Here is a 16,777-nt window from a genome sequence, read left to right as displayed (position 1 = left end):
CGTGATCGCCTTCGGGGCTGTCGCAGACGCGAGGTGAACCGTACGGGATTCAGTGCTGCGCCTGATCCCCAAGTGGCTGATCCGGCACTGGGAGTTCATCGCAGGGCGAGAGGGGTCTCGGATTCGACGCGGGACAGCTTCTCAGGATTGCGGACGACGTAGAGGCCGGTGATGCGGCCGGCCTCTACGCGGGCTGCCATGATGCCGTCCAGCTCACCGTCCACGTGGACCACCAGCGCCGGGCTGCCGTTGACCACGGTGGGGCCGAAGGTGATCGGAACCGTGGTCTTGCCGAGGCCGCCGGCCAAGAGGCGGGCCACCTTGTCGGCGCCGACGATCGGCCGCAGCGCAGCGTGCTTCACACCGCCGCCGTCGCCCATGTAGACCACCTCAGGCGCAAGCACGTCGAGCAGGCCCTGCAGGTCCCCGCCCTCCAGTGCCCGCGAGAACGACTCCAGAGCCGCCCGCGTCTGGCTCTGGGACACCACTTCGCGCGGGCGCCGGGCATCCACGTGCCGGCGGGCCCGGTGCGCGATCTGGCGGACGGCCGCCGGGGTCTTGTCGACCGCCGCCGCGATCTCGTCGTAGCCGACGTCGAAGACCTCGCGCAGTACGAAAACGGCCCGCTCGGTCGGCGACAGCGTCTCCAGGACGAGCATCACCGCCATCGACACGCTCTCGGCGAGCTCGACGTCCTGGGCCACGTCGGGCGCGGTCAGCAGCGGCTCCGGCAGCCACGGGCCCACGTACGACTCCTTGCGCCGCGACACCGTGCGCAGCCGGTTGAGCGCCTGTCGGGTCGTGATCCGGACGAGGTACGCGCGCTGGTCGCGCACCTGCTCCAGGTCGACCTCGACCCACCGCAGCCAGGTCTCCTGCAGGACGTCTTCGGCATCGGTTGCCGAGCCGAGCATCTCGTACGCGACGGTGAAGAGCAGATTGCGGTGGGCGACGAATGTCTCGGTCGCCCAGTCAGTGGCGTGATCATCACTCATGTCTTGACCATCTCCCCCTCGACCGGCCCGGACCTAGGAAACCCGTTCGACGACGACCGGCGCCTCGGCGCGCATGACCTCCAGAGCCTCCTGGCGCCCGGCGCCTCCCTTCACGCGGTGCAGCTTGTACCCACCGGGCTTGTGCGCCTCATCGGCCAGGTGCTTCACGATGCCCTTGCATACGGCCTCCTTCATCTTCGCGCCGAGGCGACCGTCGATGTGGAACCACACCGCGACGTCGGACCTGTTGCCGAACTGGAAGATGCCGGTGCCCCGTCCCAGGCTGATGCACTGCGCTCCGAACGACTGGTTGAGGGTCTCGGGCTGCTCTCCTGCCAACCGGCTGAGCACCGTGTCGGCGGCCCTCGCGCCCAGAGGCATCGCGGCCTGGCAGCTCATCCGCAGCGGCAGGCCCGACGGTGCCGCCGAGTCCCCGGCCGCGACGATGCGGTCGTCATCCACGCTCGTCAACGTCTCGTCGGTGAGCAGGCGGCCCAGGGCATCGGCGCTCAGCCCACTGCGCGTGGCCAGGTCCGGCACGCCGAAGCCGGCGGCCCAGATGGTCACCGCGCTCGACAGCTCCCGGCCGTCGGCGAGCCGCACAGTATCGCGGGTCACCGCCGTCACCTTGGCGTCCGAGCCGTGGAGCACGGTCACTCCGAGTGCCGCCAGCCGCCCGGCCACCGAACGCCGGCCCCGGGTGTGGAGGTACGGGCCGAGCACGCCGCCGCAGACAAGGGTGACGGTGCGGCCCTGCTCGGCCAGTTCGGCGGCGGTCTCGATGCCGGTGGGCCCGGCGCCGACCACCGTCACCGCGGCCGTCGTGGGCGCGGAGTCGAGGACCGGCCGCAGCCGCTCCGCCTCCTCCAGGGTGGCGATCGGGTAGGCGAACTCGGCCGCTCCGGGCACCTGCGGGTCGGCGCTGCCACTGCCTACCGCGTAGACCAGGTAGTCGTAGCCGACCGCACCACCGCTCGCCAGCTCCACAGCGCGCCCGGCCGCGTCGATCCGCGTCACGCTGTCGACCACCAGCCGGACGCCCTCCGCCAGGACCTCCTGGTAGTCGACGACGGCGGCGTCGGTCCCGCCCACCAGTTGGTGCAGGCGGACCCGGTGGACGAAGGTCGGGCGCGGGTTGATCAGCGTCACGGTGAGGTCGTCGCGCTGCGTCAGGCGATTGGCCGCCATGACGCCGGCGTACCCGCCGCCGATCACGACCACATCGGTGTTCTCAGCCATGATGTCTCCCTCGGTTCGAGCGGTTCGAGCACAAGACACCGCCTGATCGATCCCTGTGACAGCGTGTGAGCCAGATCACTTCGCAGGCGTGGCCGTCTGCACGGATTCCGGTCCGACCGCGGCGAACGCCTCCATACGTGCTCGTACGCCGTCTCCATCCACTCGGTGTACTCCTTGACGCAGGAGACGTCCTCGATCTCCAGCTGCGCGGCCAGGTGCTCCACCACCGGCCATGGCGCGGCCAGGGGGTCCTCCAGAAACCGTTCGGTGCGGGTCGACGTCCGTCTGGGGCCTGGTGGCCCATCCCGAAACCGTCGCCCTCGCCCGCACGGACGCGGCACTCCTCCGGCGTCAGGTGAGGCCGCCCCTTCCACACCAGGGAATATAAGGGTAGGCTCACCTAAGTTGATCATTGTGTGGTGGAGGAGATCGTGATCGAAGCCCGCTCCGGGCTCCGGGTCCCCCCGGAGGTCCGACCGGCGCGGCAGCGGCTGACCGGAGTCGGCGGCCGACGCCGCTGGGCCGGACTTCTGGTGCTGCTGGGAGTGGCGGCGCTGGCCGTGCTGCTCTCCATCGCCCTGGGGTCCAAGCCGCTCACCCCGGGCCAGGTCTGGCACGGCCTGTGGAGTCCGAAGGGCCTGGAGGCGGACATCATCGTCCGGGATCTGCGCATGCCGCGCACCTGGCTCGGGCTCGTGGCCGGTGCCGCGTTGGGGGTGGCCGGCGCGCTGATGCAGGGTCACACCCGGAACCCCATCGCCGATCCGGTGGTTCTGGGCATCAGTGCGGGGGCCGGAACGTGTGTGGTCGCCGCCGTCTTCCTGCTGGGCATCTCCGGTCTCCACGGCTACGTGTGGTTCGGATTCCTCGGTGCCGCCGCGGCCAGCCTGTTGGTCCACACGGTGGGGCGGCTCGCTCGGGGCGGCGCCACTCCTGTCACCCTGGCGCTGGCGGGTGCTGCCGCGCACGCCCTCTTCACGGCACTCACCGCGAGCATGGTACTGATCGACCGGCAGGCCCTGGAGGTCTACCGGTTCTGGACGGTGGGCACTGTCTCCGGCCGCCCGGTGGAACTCGTCGTGCAGATGCTCCCCTTCGTCCTGGTGGGTCTGGTGCTGGCCGCCTCCAACGCCGGCGGACTGAACGCCCTGTCCCTGGGGGAGGACGTGGCCCGGTCGCTGGGCCTGCGGGTGGGGCTCACCCGGGCGGTCGGTATGGCTGCCATCACCGTGCTGACCGGCACCGCGGTCGCCGTCTGCGGGCCGATCGGCTTCGCCGGGCTGGTCGCCACGCACATCGCGCGGTACTTCACCGGGCCCGACTACCGTTGGATTCTCGTCTACTCGGGTCTCCTCGGTGCCTCCCTGGTGGTTCTCGCCGACACCCTCGGCCGTCTGGTCGCCCGGCCCGGGGAGCTTCAGGTCGGCATCATGCTCGCGCTGATCGGCGCCCCCGTCTTCATCTACCTGGTGGGCCGCCGGAAGCCGGTGAGGCCATGACCTCCCGCATGGCACCCGGACCGGGCTCCTCGGCGCCCGCGGAGACCGCCGCCGGCGCCGAGCCGAACGGCCCCCGGCCCGGTCGCCGGCCGGCCGTTCCCGGCCGCCGGGCGCTGCGCGCCGGTCCGTTCTCCGTCGGCTGGCGCCCCCGGCAGGTCCTGGTGCCGCTGGTGACCGCCGTAGTGCTCGTCGCGGCCGTCGCCGTGAGCACCGCCCGGGGCAGCAGTTCCCTCTCCGCCTGGGAGGTGGCCCTGCGGCTGCTGGGCGGCGGCACCCCGGAGCATGACTTCGTCATCTTCGAACTGCGCCTGCCGCGCGCTCTGATCGGCGCCCTGGTGGGCGGCGCACTCGGACTGGCAGGAGCGATCGTCCAAGGCATCGCGCGCAATCCACTGGCCAGCCCCGACATCCTCGGGATCACCAGCGGAGCCGGGGTCGGCGCCGTCACCGTGATCGTCCTGGGCGGTTCCTACGGCAGTGTCAGCGGCCTGTCGGCCGACATCGGCGTTCCCACCGCTGCCGTGGGTGGTGCTCTGGCCGCCGCCCTGGCCGTCCACCTGCTCGCCGTGCGGCGGGGAATCTCCGGCTACCGGGTGCTGTTGGTCGGCGTCGGCGTGAACGCGGTCCTCGGCAGCGTGCTTTCCTGGCTGCTGGTCAAGGCCGACATCGAGGACGTCGGCCGGGCGCTGGTCTGGCTCAACGGCAGCCTCGACCAGGGCGCCGGTTGGTCCGTCGTCCGGACCACTTCCTTGGTACTGGCCGTACTGATGCCCGTCGCCCTGGTGCTCTCCTTCACCTTCGGGGCCCTCGCCTACGACGAGGACACCGCGCGGGGCCTCGGGGTGCGCATGACCGGGGCCCGGGTGGCCCTGCTCCTCATCGCCGTACTCCTCACCGCCACCGCGACCGCTGCGGCCGGGCCGGTCGCCTTCGTCGCGCTGGCCGCACCACAACTGGCCCTGCGGCTGGCCCGCACCGGTACGCCGCCGCTACTCGCCTCGGCCCTGCTGGGGGCAGCCGTCACGGTGTGGGCCGATGTGCTGGGCCGTACGGCCTTCGGCGATCTACAGCTGCCGGTCGGTGTCGTGACGGCCGCACTCGGCGCGCCCTATCTGCTCTACCTGCTCGTCCGAAGCGGAAAGGCACGTACCTCATGACCGGGACCATCAAGCTGGGCAAGGCGACGGAGGTGTCGCCGTCGCGGGGGGAAGAAGCGGCCGGACCGCATCCCGCTCCGGTGCGGCTGCGCGCGCGGGGGCTCACCTTGGGCTATGCGCAGCGCCCGGTGATCGAGGGGCTCGACCTGGAGATCCCGGACGGTTCGTTCACCGCGGTCATCGGCCCCAACGGCTGCGGCAAGTCCACTCTGCTCCGGGCCTTCGGGCGGCTGATGAAGCCACGCGCCGGCGAGGTGCTGCTGGACGGCACCCCGATACACCGGATGCCGACCCGTCAGGTCGCGCACCTGGTCGGCCTGTTGCCGCAGTCCCCCGTGGCGCCCGAAGGAATCAGCGTCGCCGACCTGGTCGCCAGGGGCCGGCATCCCCACCAGAGCTGGTACCGGCGCTGGACCGGCGAGGACGAGGCGGTCGTGGCCCGGGCGATGCGGGCCACCGGCACCTACGAGCTGGCGGAGCGGGACCTGGACGAACTCTCGGGCGGGCAGCGGCAACGAGCCTGGATCGCCATGGCGCTCGCCCAGGACACCGAGCTGCTCCTGCTGGACGAACCCACCAACCACCTGGACCTGGCGCACCAGGTGGAGGTGCTGGACCTGGTGCGGACGCTGCACCGGGACCTCGGGCGCACCGTGGTGCTGGTACTGCACGATCTGACGCTGGCGGCCCGCTACGCGGATCGCCTGGTGGCGATGAAAGAGGGGCGCATCGTCGCGCAGGGCGCGCCACGGGACGTACTCACCGAGGAGATGCTGGCGGAGGTCTTCGGGCTGCACGGCCGGGTCCGGCACGACGAGGAGACCGGTTGCCCTCTGGTGATCCCGCTCAGCCGCTGTGCGGAAGGGGACGGCTGACGGAGCGACGGACGAACCGGGGCCGAAGCGATGCGCCGTCAAGGTGACGGCGCCTCTGGAATTCACCCACGCCACCGTACGGATCATGCTCCAGGGCAGCGGCGGCACCGTGGTCGACCCGTCCTCCCTCACTGGTCCGATTCCGGGCAGGGGATCTGCCTCCGCCTCCTCCAAGGCGTGGACCCGGTACTTCTTCCAGGAGCTGAGCGAGGCCCTGCGGGGACCGGGACACAGGTGATGGCGCTGTGCCCGGGCTTCGACCGCACCGAGTTCCCCGCCCGTGCCGACGTCGTCGACTGGTGCCCCTCGGATGCAGCACGCGGTCGGACGTTCTCACTGCCGGGACTTCGCACGTGTCAACCGGATGCTCGGCAACGCCGGCCGGTGCCCGGGCCTGACCGCACAACCGACAACCGACAACCGACAACCGACAACCACGGAAAACCTCTTGCCGCGCTCCGCGGCAACGCACCACTACGAAAGCGAAGAACCCCAGAATGAGAACGCGCCGAGCCTTCGCCGCAGCTGCGCTGGCCCTTCCGATCCTGCTGACCGGTTGCGGCAGCAGTGACCCCGCGCCCGCCAAGGCTGCCGCGGGAAAGACAGCCCCGGCCCTTCGCGAGATCACCCACGACCTCGGCACGGTGAAGGTGCCCACCAAGCCGGGGGCCGTCATCGCCCTCGACGAGGTCGCCGGACTGACCCTGCTCTCCTTCGGCATCAAGCCCGACGCGGTCTACCTGGCCAGCGCGCAACCGCGCGCGCAGGAGATCCTCACCGCCAACGACGTGGAACTGCGAAAGATCGAGGTCGGCAAGACACCCGAACTGGAACAGCTCACCGAGGACGCGCCCGACCTCCTGGTCGGTACCGGGGCGGCCGGGGCCACCGGGCAGAACTACAAGAGCCTCAGCCGGCTGGCCCCCACCGTCGTTCTGCCCATCGAGGGCGAGTGGCGCGAGATCGTGCGACGGACCGCCGGCTTCTTCGGGGCGGAGGAGGCCGGCAAGCGCCAGATCACCGCGGCCGAGACCGTGCTGCGCACCGCCGCGGACGCCGTGAAGGGCGAGCGCACCCTCTCCCTGCTGGGCAACTCCTTCGGCTCCAACGACTTCACCATGCCGCCGCACGTGCCCATCTCCACGCTGATCGCAGAGGCCGGCTTCACCCGCCCGGCCTTCCAGCAGAAGAAGGCGAAGGGGTACTCGGTCCCGCTGTCGAAGGAGTACCTGCCGGAGCAGGACGCCGAGCTCATCGTCATCCCGCGCGGCGAGTTCTACACCCCTGACGCACTGACCAAGAACCCGGCCTTCAAGGCCACCGGAAAGGTCGTCACCCCGGACGCCGACGTGTGGTTCGGCATGTCCGGCTTCGCCTTCTACGCGTCCGCCCACGACCTGCTCGCGCTCGCCTCCGGCAAAGGCGAGCTCAGCTCGGCCGACAACATCCAGGACATCTGGGCCGCCTACCTGGAAGCCTCCAAGGTCTGACTCCGAGAGCCGCTGCGCCGCAGCAAACACGCGGTGCCCCCGTGGCCGCGGGGGCACCGCGCCACCAGCCGAGACGACAGGCCGAGGAGACGATCAGCCGGCGATGGCCACCGACACGACGAAGAGGAAGAGCACGGCGATACCGCTGTGGTTCCCCGTGCTCTTCCTGACCACGTTCACCTTCTCCACGGCCGACCGTGTGATCGCGGGCATGCTGCCCGAGGTCGCGGCCGGCCTCTCCGTCCCCGAGGCGATGGCCGGCCCACTGGTGACGGTCTTCTCCCTCACCGTCGCGGTCGTCACTCCTGTGGCCGGTCTGCTGCTGGCCTCCACCACGCGCAGGACCGTGGTGCTCGCGGCCCTCGCCGTCTTCACCGCCGCCGACCTCCGCGGGCCGCACGACAGCGGCGCCCGCCCGGGCCCGGTCCGGCGAGACGGAGCCGCCCGGTGAGCGTGCCGCCCCCCGACCCGACGCCCGCACCCACCACTCTGGGTGCCCTGCTGCGCCCCGTCCTGGGTCGGCTCGTCCTCACCGCGCTGTGCTCGGCGGTGGCCGCCGTGGCCTCGGTGGTGCCCCTGGTCTGCCTGGTGGAACTCGCCCGGATCCTGCTGCCCGGTCTCACCGAAAACCCCATCGACGAGGGCGCGGCATGGACCGCCGTGGCCGTCGCCGCCGCTGCGCTGGCCCTGCGGCTGGTGCTGCTGCTGTGCGCCTCCACCGTCTCCCACCTGGCCGACGTGCGACTGGGGTCGCTGCTCCGCCGCAGGGTCGTCGGCCACCTGAGCCGTGTTCCGCTGGGCTGGTTCACCCAGCGCAACTCCGGCCTAGTGAAGAAGGCCGTCCAGGACGATGTCGGTGCCCTGCACCACCTGGTGGCGCACTCGGTCACCGAGCTGACCACGGCGCTGGTGGTGCCGACCGTGATCGTCGGCTACCTGCTGCTGTCCGACCCGCTGATGACCGTCATCACCCTGGTCCCGGTGGCGGCCGGCATGCTCGGCCTAAGGATCGCCACCCGGGGCACCACGCACAAGCTCATCGAGTACGCGGGCTCGCAGGCACGCCTCGGAGCCGCCGCCGTGCAGTTCACCGACGGCATCACCGAGGTCAAGACGTTCGGCACCCTCGGCCGGGCGCACGACGCCTACCGGGAGGCAGCCGAGGACTTCGACGACCGCCACCGGGACTGGATGCGCTCCAGTTCCGCCGGGGCGACCTTCATGGAACTGGCCCTCTCGCCGATGACCCTGCTGCTGACCACGGTGCTCGCCGGGGGAGCTCTGGTGCACTCCGGACACCTCGACGGTCCGTCGGAGCTGCTGCCCTTCATCGTCCTGGGGCTGGCGATACCCGCGCCGGTGCTCGCCGTCGGCTTCAACTACCACGCCCTGCTCGCGGCCCGTGGCGCCGCCGCCCGGGTCCGGGAGATCCTCGCCGAGTCCGCCCTCCCCGCACCGGCCGAGCCTGCGACCGCACCCGACGCCGGCGCCGCCCTGCGCCTGGAGGCCGTGGACTTCGACTACGGCGGCCACGCCGCCCTGCGCGGTGTCGACCTGACGCTCCGCCCCGGAACCGTGACCGCCCTCGTCGGTGCCTCCGGGTCGGGCAAGTCGACCCTCGCCAAGCTGGCCGCCCGCTTCCACGACCCGTCCGCGGGACGGATCACCCTGGGCGGCACCGACCTGCGCGCACTCTCCTTCGAAGACCTCTACGCCCACATCGGCTTCGTCTTCCAGGACACCACGCCGCTGCGCATCTCCGTCCGGGACAACATCCGGCTGGCCCGCCCCGGCGCCGACGACACCGAGGTCCTGCGCGCAGCCTCCGCGGCACGGCTCACCGAGGTGATCGAACGTCTCCCCCGGGGCCTGGACTCCGTCATCGGCGACGACGCCGTCCTGTCCGGCGGCGAGTGCCAGCGCATCGCCATCGCCCGTGCCATCCTCGCGGACCGGCCGCTGCTCGTCCTCGACGAGGCCACCTCGGCGGTGGACCCCGACAGCGAGGCGGCCATCCAGCAGGCGCTCAGTGCGCTCAGCTCGGGCCGGACCCTCCTGGTGATCGCCCACCGGCTGCACACGGTACGCGGTGCCGACACCATCGCGGTGCTCGACGGCGGTCGCATCGTCGAACAGGGCACCCACGAGGAGCTCCTGGAGAACGGCGCCCACTACGGGGCCCTGTGGGCCGCCCACCAGGGCGGCGAAGAGCCCCGGCGGCCCGACGACACCACCGAAAGCGAGCTGTCGAACCGATGATCCGCTCCCTGTTCGCCCTGCTCGACCCGGCGGGCCGCCGCCAGCTGCGCGCCCTGCTGATCCGCGTCGGCGTGGCGGCCGTCCTCCAGGGACTTGCCGGCTGCACCCTCATCCCGCTGCTCGGCGCACTGTTCACCGATGACCGGGACGGGGTGTGGACCTGGGCCGCGGTTCTGGCCGGCCTGGTGCTGGCCCACCACACGGTGATGCTGCGCAACCACCGCCACGCCGGTGAGCTCTCCAGCTCCCTGCTGCGGCTGCTCCACGCCCGGCTGGGCGAAGCGCTGACCCGCATCCCGCTGGGATGGTTCGCCGAAGGACGCGCGGCGACCGTCAACCGGCTGGCCACCAAGACCGCCGTCGACGTGGCCACCGCCCCCGCCCACCTGGTGGCCCCGGTGGTGGCGGCGGTGGCCACCCCGGCGACCATCATCGCCGTCACCCTGGCCGTGCAATGGCAGATCGGGCTCGCCCTGCTGCTCGGCACCCCGCTGCCGCTGCTCGCCTACCGTCTCTACCTCCAGGTCATCGAGCGCGTCGAAGACACCTGGGAGGCCGGCACCAACCGCGCCTCCGAGCGGGTCCTGGAGTACGCGCGACAGCAGCCGGTGCTACGAGCCTACGGTGGCGGCGGTGCTCCCCTGGACCGGGCCCTCACCGACCAGGACGCGGGTGCCCGGAGCATGGTCCTGGGCAACTCGGCGGCCACCGCGCCGCTCTTCCTGGCCCTCCAGACGGTGCTCACCGCGGTGCTGGCCCTCACCGTCATGCTCGCCCTCGACGGCGGAGATGACATCGCGGTGCTGATCGCCGTGATGGTGCTGGCCGTGCGTTTCGTGGAGCCGCTGACGGCCGTGGCCGAGGTCGCCGGCGGCCTGCGCATCGCCACCGTGGGGCTGCGGCGCTTCCGCGAGGTACTGGACGTCCCGCCGCTGCCGGAGCCCGGCTCGCCCGCGGCCTCCGGGCCGCCGTCCGTGGAATTCCGTGAGGTGAGCTTCGGCTACGCCCCGGGCCGCCCGGTCCTGCACACGCTGTCCTTCCGCGCCGAGCCCGGCACGCTGACCGCGCTGGTCGGGCCCTCGGGCGCCGGGAAGTCCACCGTGCTCTCCCTGATCGCCCGCTTCCACGACCCGGACAGCGGCACCGTACTCGTCGGCGCCCGGGACGTACGCGAGCTGGGCACCGAGCAGCTGCTGAGCCAGATCGCCCTGGTCTCCCAGCACCCGTACCTCTTCGAGGAGTCCATCGCCGAGAACATCCTGCGTGCCCGGCCCGGTGCCGGCCCCGATGAGCTGGACCGGGTGGTCCGGCTGGCCCGCGTCGACGAGATCGCCGCCCGGCTACCGAACGGCCTCGGCACCCGCGTCGGAGAGGGTGGGGCCACGCTCTCCGGGGGCGAGCGGCAGCGGGTCTCGATCGCCCGTGCCCTGCTCAAGGACGCCCCGATCGTGCTGCTGGACGAGGTCACCTCCTCACTCGACGCCGTGAACGAGCGGCTGGTCCAGCAGGCCGTCACCCGGCTTGCCGCCGATCGCACGGTGCTGGTGGTCGCCCACCGGCTGGAGACCGTCGAGGGCGCCGACCGGATTCTGGTGCTGGACGAGGGCCGCGTCACCGAGTCCGGCTCCCACCAGGAACTCCTGCGGCTCGGCGGCGTCTACAGCCGCTTCGTCGACCGCCGCCGCCAGGCCGCCGCCTGGCATCTCACCGGCACCGGATGAACACCAACCCCCACGGAACGACGAAGCTCCTGGTGGCCCGGGCTCTCGACCGCGATCGCCCGTAGCCACCAGGAGCTTCGTGCGCTGGCACATCCGTCGTCGGTCGACCCGGCGAGTCGCTCTCTGCGGCGTCCGACCGGACGGCTCGCTGTCCGGCGCGAGGGGATCGGGACGCGGTGGTGACGTCTACGCTCGACTCGCCGCCGGACTGCGCGACCGTTGCGCCACCGTCGGAGTGCCGGTGGCCTGCGCCGCGGGGCCCGGCGGAATGACCATCCGACAGCACGGCGTGCCGGCGGGCTTCCGCGGGCCCGGAGTCGAGCCGGCCGGACGCGGCTGCTGCGGCTCGGGACGCGGTCGCCGGCCGGTCAGGCCATGTGCTCCTCGTAGAGCTCGCGGAGTCCGGCCAAGGCCACTTCCCGCACGGCCTCGGGCGGGAAGATCACCTCGACGTCCGTGCCGAACTGGAGCAGTTGGCAGACGGCGGCGGGAACCGGGTAGTCCAGCTCGGCCGTCAGCCACTCGTCGCCGTCGAGCCGCCTTCTGCCCACCCGCACCACCACCCGCAGCCCCGAGCTGCGGTGCTCCACCTCGCGCCGCTGCTCCTCCCACACCCGGGCCAGCTCCACGCCGTCGCGACGGCGCACCGGCTCGGCCGTGACGACGGCGTCCGAGATCCGGTTGGTGCGGAAGAGTCGGGGCCTGCCTCCGCGGTCGGCGACGAGATACCAGGCGCCCGCCTTGGAGACGAGTCCGTACGGATCGAGCGGACCTGGCTGCACATCCTGCCCGTTGCGGTCTTCGCGTCCCTGCAAACCATGGCGCTGCGCGCCCACTTGCGCGTCCGCTGACCCGTACGCCGTCCTCGCGTGTGCCCCGCGGCACCGGCAGCCGGCTGACGTCAACCGGCTACCGGACCGTGTGGTCCCCACGAGACCGCTTCCCCTTGTCCAGCCGCGATTCCGCGCGAGCGTCTCAATCCGTCCCGGGATCGCCACTCATCCGAGCGCCTGTCAAGGCATCAGGGCTACCAGGGCCCGTCCCTTCGGGGGGCAACCGCCGACTGGCCCGCGCACTGCTGACGGTCCGGCCGGTGTGGACCCACTACTGAAGAACGGTCCAGCCCACAAGGTTCTTGCCCTGGCCGGGACCGATTCCGCTCCGCATGGGCGGGCGGACACGGAGTGCAGGAGATTCCAGCGCTCTGCGTACAGTGCAGCCCCAAGACTACGCGGGCGAACCAAGGGGAGAGAACGAACCGGCACCAAGAAAGCGGCTCGCCACATCCACGGTTCCAACTGGCCAGCCGCTAGTCCAGCGCGCCCCCACCGCCCCATCCGCTGCCTGGCACTCCCACAAAGGGGTCTGACTTCATGAGCCGAGATGCGACTAGCCAACAGTCAACAAACGGCAGAACCCCTCTGAAACCCCAGGTCAAAAAGGGTGCTTCCCGCGCGAGCGGGGGTTGGGGCGCCTCCCTTCACTGGGCAGGCGCTCGACAACGCTCGTGCAAGAGAACCGCCGCAGGAACGCGGAAGCGTTACTGGTGCGCGGATGGGGCTTGCCGTCGGGAGAGGGCCAGCCTGCGTCGCTCTCGGTCGATCTCGGTGACGACGACCATGACCTCGTCGCCGGCCTGGACGACCTCCGACGGAGTTTGCACGGGCGTCCAGGTGAGCTCTTGCAGGTGGACCAGTCCCTCGATTCCGTCGGCGACCTGGACGAACACGCCGAACGGGACCAGCTTGGTGACCTGTCCGTGCAGTTTCTGCCCCACCGCGATGCCGTCGGCGAATGCCTGGAAGGGATCCGGCTGCGTCGCCCGCAAGGACAGTCTGGCCTCTAGGTTCCAGGTGTCGAACTGGAGGAAATCGCATGAGACCCGCTGTCCGACCTGCACGACGTCAAAGGCGCTTTCGATGCGCCGCCAGGACAGTTCGTGGACCGTGATGAACCCGACGCCGGGGAAGACAGGGTGGTCAGGGCCTTCGTCCAGGGCTACGAACACGCCGAACCGCTCGATCGCCGTGACGGTGCCGGAAAGGAGTTCACCGCAGTGCAGTGATTCCAGGAACATCCACAATTCTGGGTTCTCAGACCGTCCGCCCATCATGCTCCCAGCCTTTCACGAGGAGCCGTGCCGGACGGGAGGTGCGGTCACGCTGCGGTCTTGAGGGGGCGCCCGCCCCAGCGGACGTTCCTCTCGCTGCGGATGCGGGCGCGTTCCTTGCGTTCGGCGGCCAGGACGTCGCGGTGGCGGGCGTTGGCGTTTCGCCAGTGCAGGTAGGCGTGCAGGGCCTGGGTCTGCACGGTGTGGTGGGGATGGTTCGAGCCCCGCCTGCGTCGGCGCTTCGCGTTCGCGTCCTGGGGACTGGCGGTGCCCGCAGACCTGGAGTCGTGCGCCGCCCTCGGCGCGGCGATGTGGATGCTGTCGCCCGGGGAGGCGTTCTCGTACCTGACCGCGCTGCTCTACTTCGGCTGCGCCGCGATGATGGCCAAGGGCGCTTTCACCTCCGTGAGGCGGGTCCGTGCCGCCCGGCGGGGGACAACCCGGCACGCCACAGCGCTCGCCGACTCCGCTCGCGGGGGCGGCGCTGCGGCGCCGTGCGGATGAGTTGGAGCGGTGGATAACCGGCTCCCGTTCGGCACTGGGGTACCGCATTCTCCCGGCCCCGGCCCGGGAGCTCGGTCGGCAGGTGGTCCGGGAGGCCGAGAGCACCGGCCTCACGCCCACGACCCTGAACCAGGTCACGGCTCTCGTGCGCGCCGTCGCCCCCACCGTCCCGTAGCCCGGTGGCTTCATCGAAGGGCTGAGGCGGGCGGAGCTGTGGTTCAGTCCACGCCGCTGCGTTCGGCGAGGCCGCGTAGTTCCGTCGAGGTGGGTCCAGAAGCCCGCAGGCTGACGCACGCCGGAGCGGCGTTCGAGGCTGGGCAGCGCGTCCAGGGGGATCGTGGAGGCTGCGGCGAGCGCGGTCGGAGGGTCTCCGGCATGAACTTCGGCGCTGACGCGGTGAAGTTGAACGGTGTGGGGGGTGAAGCCGCCGCCGTGGTCCCGCCCTGAAACCCGTCACCAACCTCCATGGACAGAACACCCAGGGCGGGCGTGCCCGGCACGAGCAACCCGTGGAGGAAGCACAGACCACCGGCTCCTCCAAGAGCGTGGGACACACATGGCGGGCACGGGCCGTGTCTCGCACCATGGTGCCGCGCCCTCCGGTGAAACCAGTGGCGGGAATGCGCCCAGGGCTACTGGACGAAGGCGGATCTCAGGTTCACCCGCTTCCCGTCCGCAAAAAAGAGTTGACAGTCACTCACCGGACGTTCCGGTCGTCGAAACATTCCGGTAGCAGCCATGAGGCACGCGAAATCCCCACCCTTGGACGGGGAAGAGATCAGCCAACCTTCGCACCACGACACACAACTTTCCCTTCGGCCACGACGAGCGGAACCAAGGCGTCCGCGCTGAGGGGCCCTTTTCCGCTATGCCGGATTCCCTCGATGTCACCCCCTCTTTCGGCATCCACTTCCGGCAACGATCCGTCGCGACCCGCGTCGGGATGGTGAGTATTGTCGGGAAATATGTGACCGTTACATGTCTATTGTGCGCTGGCTTCACGCCCGGAGACAACACACCTCCGGGATGCGCTAGGACGATCACGTGTGCGAGCCGTGAAAGCGGCGAGCGATCGACAGGTCCCCACGAGAAGCAAGAGGGAATGGTTCAGGCCACCCAAATAGACCCTGTTGTTCCGAGATGAACGGGCACTTATGTTCGGCCAGGACATCGCCGGGGATAATCACGGAAGCGAGACCCCGGCGAGTCAACCACCCATTCCCGAAAGGTGGTTGCATATGCGAACACCACCTTTCCCGTCGGAAGGCTGTGTCATGCGTATCAGAAAGACAGTACTGGCGGGTGCCGTCGCCCTCGCGGGCCTGGGTACCGCATTGTCCACCACCGGTACGGCGCACGCCGGCAGCTCGGGGAGCGCCGCCGTGGAGTGCGCCTCGGGCTATGCGTGCCTGTACTACAACAGCAACTCCTCCGGCGCCATCTACCGGCAGTTGATCTCCGTCCCCGACTACGCCGGTTACACCTTCGTTGCCAGCTCCAAGGGCAACGCCGGCGCCGGTTTGCCGGTGAAGAACAACGCGGCGTCGGTGGACAACTGGGACTTCGCCAATGGCATCCGCATCTACTACAACAGCAACTACGGCGGTGTTTACCAGTCGATCGGCGCCGGAGGAACGGCCAACCTGAACGCCAGCCTGAAGAACCAGAACGCGTCGGGCCGCTTCTACTAGCCGACTCCGCTTCACCCGTGCAACCTGAAACAGGTCCGCACGGATGAGCCCCGAACCAGGTCTGTTCCCCCTCGGAACGGGGTGTGCTGCCCAATGCAGCTGGGCAGCACACCCCTCCGCGCAGTCTAGCCAGTGGCTGTTCCGCCAGAGAGACCCCACGGCACCTCAAGGATGAACATCACCATGCGCAGGCGTCACCCTTCCCTGTCCCTGATCGCCTCCGGTTGCGTCGCCACGGTGCTGGCCGTGACCGGCTGCGAATCCTCCTCCGGCGCGAACGGGTCCGACGGCTCCGGGAGCGAGTCGGTGCCCAGCGCCGCCGCCGCGCCCGAACTGACCTCCTCGACGGACCAGTCGCTGCCCGTCGAGGCGTACATGTACACCAAGGACCAGTCCGACCGGCTGTCCAGCGCACGGACGACGCTCCGCACCCGGTGCATGCGGCGCTTCGGATTCACCTACGAGGACCCAAAGGCCGAGGAGTCGTTCCAGCCCAAGAGCATCGCGCAGTTCCGGTACGGCGTGACCGACGCGGGCGACGCCGCCGTGCACGGCTACAAGCCGGCCGGATCCGAACGCAAGGCCGTCAAGCCCAGTCCGGTACCGCTGGCGCCCGCCGCGAACACCGCGCTCACCGGCACCACCGACACGAACACCAAGCCGGGCTCGGCCGACGCCAAGGGCGGTCAGGACATCAACGGCCAGAAGGTTCCGGCCGGAGGGTGCATCGGTGAGGCCGATCGCAAGCTCGGGGCCGCCTCCGGGCAGGACTTCGCGGACGCGCCGAGCGTGGTGAAGGTCAACAGCGAGAGTTGGGCCAAGTCGTACGACGACAAGCGGGTCCGGGCGGTGTTCACCGAGTGGTCGGCCTGCATGAATGAGAAGGGCTACACCTACGCCGACCCGATGAAGGCCAACGACGACCCCCAGTGGCAGCAGTCCGCCACCGCCACGCGGAGGGAGCAGCAGGTCGCCGCCGCCGACGTCGCCTGCAAGCACAAGTACAACGTCCTCGGTGTCTGGTACTCCGTCGACGTCGCCTACCAGAAGCAGATGATCGAGCAGAACGCCGAGGCGCTGACCGAGGTGAAGAAGCAGATCGACAAGCGTCTGAAACTGGCGGCCGATCTCGCGTAACGCGACGGTCGCTCCGCGGCGTCGAGCGAGAGTGACGAACCGGAGCGCACCCGACCGGCAGGCGGCCGTCACCGGCAGGCGGCGACGGACGAACAGAGCC

At 70.5% G+C, this 16,777-nt stretch carries 15 protein-coding genes and 1 pseudogene; 11 read left to right on the top strand and 5 right to left on the bottom strand.

The window, feature by feature from the left end; all coding sequences use genetic code 11:
• Positions 1-95 precede the first annotated feature (95 nt).
• On the bottom strand, positions 96-995 hold the full coding sequence (locus ACFV88_RS14795; RefSeq protein ID WP_385490472.1) for an RNA polymerase sigma-70 factor: 900 nt from the start codon (positions 993-995) through the stop codon (positions 96-98).
• A 33-nt stretch (positions 996-1,028) separates the two neighbouring features.
• On the bottom strand, positions 1,029-2,234 hold the full coding sequence (locus ACFV88_RS14790) for an NAD(P)/FAD-dependent oxidoreductase (RefSeq protein WP_385490470.1): 1,206 nt from the start codon (positions 2,232-2,234) through the stop codon (positions 1,029-1,031).
• Positions 2,235-2,653: 419 nt separating this feature from the next.
• Between ACFV88_RS14790 and ACFV88_RS14785 the strand changes: the two genes are divergently transcribed.
• From ACFV88_RS14785 to ACFV88_RS14750, 8 genes are all read left to right on the top strand, one after another.
• Complete coding sequence (locus tag ACFV88_RS14785) at positions 2,654-3,733, top strand: FecCD family ABC transporter permease (RefSeq protein WP_385490468.1); 1,080 nt, start codon at positions 2,654-2,656, stop codon at positions 3,731-3,733.
• Positions 3,730-4,890 carry a FecCD family ABC transporter permease gene (locus ACFV88_RS14780; RefSeq protein ID WP_385490466.1) on the top strand — a complete coding sequence of 387 codons (1,161 nt, stop codon included), beginning with the start codon at positions 3,730-3,732 and terminating at the stop codon, positions 4,888-4,890. The genes ACFV88_RS14785 and ACFV88_RS14780 overlap by 4 nt, the downstream gene beginning before the upstream one ends.
• Positions 4,887-5,765, top strand: a complete 879-nt coding sequence (locus ACFV88_RS14775; protein WP_385490464.1) for an ABC transporter ATP-binding protein — start codon at positions 4,887-4,889, stop codon at positions 5,763-5,765. The genes ACFV88_RS14780 and ACFV88_RS14775 overlap by 4 nt, the downstream gene beginning before the upstream one ends.
• A gap of 43 nt (positions 5,766-5,808) precedes the next feature.
• Positions 5,809-6,003 carry a hypothetical protein gene (locus ACFV88_RS14770; protein WP_385490461.1) on the top strand — a complete coding sequence of 65 codons (195 nt, stop codon included), beginning with the start codon at positions 5,809-5,811 and terminating at the stop codon, positions 6,001-6,003.
• 259 nt (positions 6,004-6,262) lie between these two features.
• Positions 6,263-7,255, top strand: coding sequence for an ABC transporter substrate-binding protein (locus tag ACFV88_RS14765; RefSeq protein ID WP_385490459.1), 993 nt, complete (start codon positions 6,263-6,265; stop codon positions 7,253-7,255).
• Positions 7,256-7,358: 103 nt separating this feature from the next.
• Positions 7,359-7,706: a hypothetical protein gene (locus ACFV88_RS14760; RefSeq protein ID WP_385490457.1), complete on the top strand. Its 348-nt coding sequence runs from the start codon at positions 7,359-7,361 to the stop codon at positions 7,704-7,706.
• Complete coding sequence (locus tag ACFV88_RS14755; RefSeq protein ID WP_385490454.1) at positions 7,703-9,514, top strand: ABC transporter ATP-binding protein; 1,812 nt, start codon at positions 7,703-7,705, stop codon at positions 9,512-9,514. Before ACFV88_RS14760 ends, ACFV88_RS14755 begins: the two co-directional genes overlap by 4 nt.
• On the top strand, positions 9,511-11,235 hold the full coding sequence (locus ACFV88_RS14750; RefSeq protein ID WP_385490451.1) for an ABC transporter ATP-binding protein: 1,725 nt from the start codon (positions 9,511-9,513) through the stop codon (positions 11,233-11,235). The genes ACFV88_RS14755 and ACFV88_RS14750 overlap by 4 nt, the downstream gene beginning before the upstream one ends.
• Positions 11,236-11,603: 368 nt before the next feature.
• Here the strand turns inward: ACFV88_RS14750 and ACFV88_RS14745 are convergent, their stop codons facing one another.
• From ACFV88_RS14745 to ACFV88_RS14735, 3 genes and pseudogenes are all read right to left on the bottom strand, one after another.
• The gene (locus ACFV88_RS14745) at positions 11,604-12,017 is read right to left on the bottom strand and encodes a helix-turn-helix transcriptional regulator (protein ID WP_385490448.1); all 414 of its coding nucleotides are present in this window, start codon (positions 12,015-12,017) and stop codon (positions 11,604-11,606) included.
• Positions 12,018-12,775: 758 nt separating this feature from the next.
• Positions 12,776-13,312: a S1 RNA-binding domain-containing protein gene (locus ACFV88_RS14740; RefSeq protein ID WP_385490445.1), complete on the bottom strand. Its 537-nt coding sequence runs from the start codon at positions 13,310-13,312 to the stop codon at positions 12,776-12,778.
• 80 nt (positions 13,313-13,392) lie between these two features.
• Positions 13,393-13,566 (bottom strand): annotated as a pseudogene (locus ACFV88_RS14735) (IS630 family transposase); the annotation flags it as partial.
• A 46-nt stretch (positions 13,567-13,612) separates the two neighbouring features.
• Between ACFV88_RS14735 and ACFV88_RS14730 the strand changes: the two are divergent.
• From ACFV88_RS14730 to ACFV88_RS14720, 3 genes are all read left to right on the top strand, one after another.
• Positions 13,613-13,849 carry a hypothetical protein gene (locus tag ACFV88_RS14730; protein ID WP_385490442.1) on the top strand — a complete coding sequence of 79 codons (237 nt, stop codon included), beginning with the start codon at positions 13,613-13,615 and terminating at the stop codon, positions 13,847-13,849.
• A 1,274-nt stretch (positions 13,850-15,123) separates the two neighbouring features.
• Positions 15,124-15,540: a peptidase inhibitor family I36 protein gene (locus tag ACFV88_RS14725; RefSeq protein ID WP_385490439.1), complete on the top strand. Its 417-nt coding sequence runs from the start codon at positions 15,124-15,126 to the stop codon at positions 15,538-15,540.
• A 183-nt stretch (positions 15,541-15,723) separates the two neighbouring features.
• On the top strand, positions 15,724-16,677 hold the full coding sequence (locus ACFV88_RS14720) for a hypothetical protein (protein WP_385490437.1): 954 nt from the start codon (positions 15,724-15,726) through the stop codon (positions 16,675-16,677).
• Positions 16,678-16,777: the final 100 nt, after the last annotated feature.

Origin of the sequence: Streptomyces sp. NPDC059816 (assembly GCF_042732055.1) — a bacterium.
Classification (GTDB): Bacteria; Actinomycetota; Actinomycetes; order Streptomycetales; family Streptomycetaceae; genus Streptomyces.
Note: the sequence above shows the minus strand (reverse complement) of the source record. Positions and strands in the feature narration are given on the sequence as shown.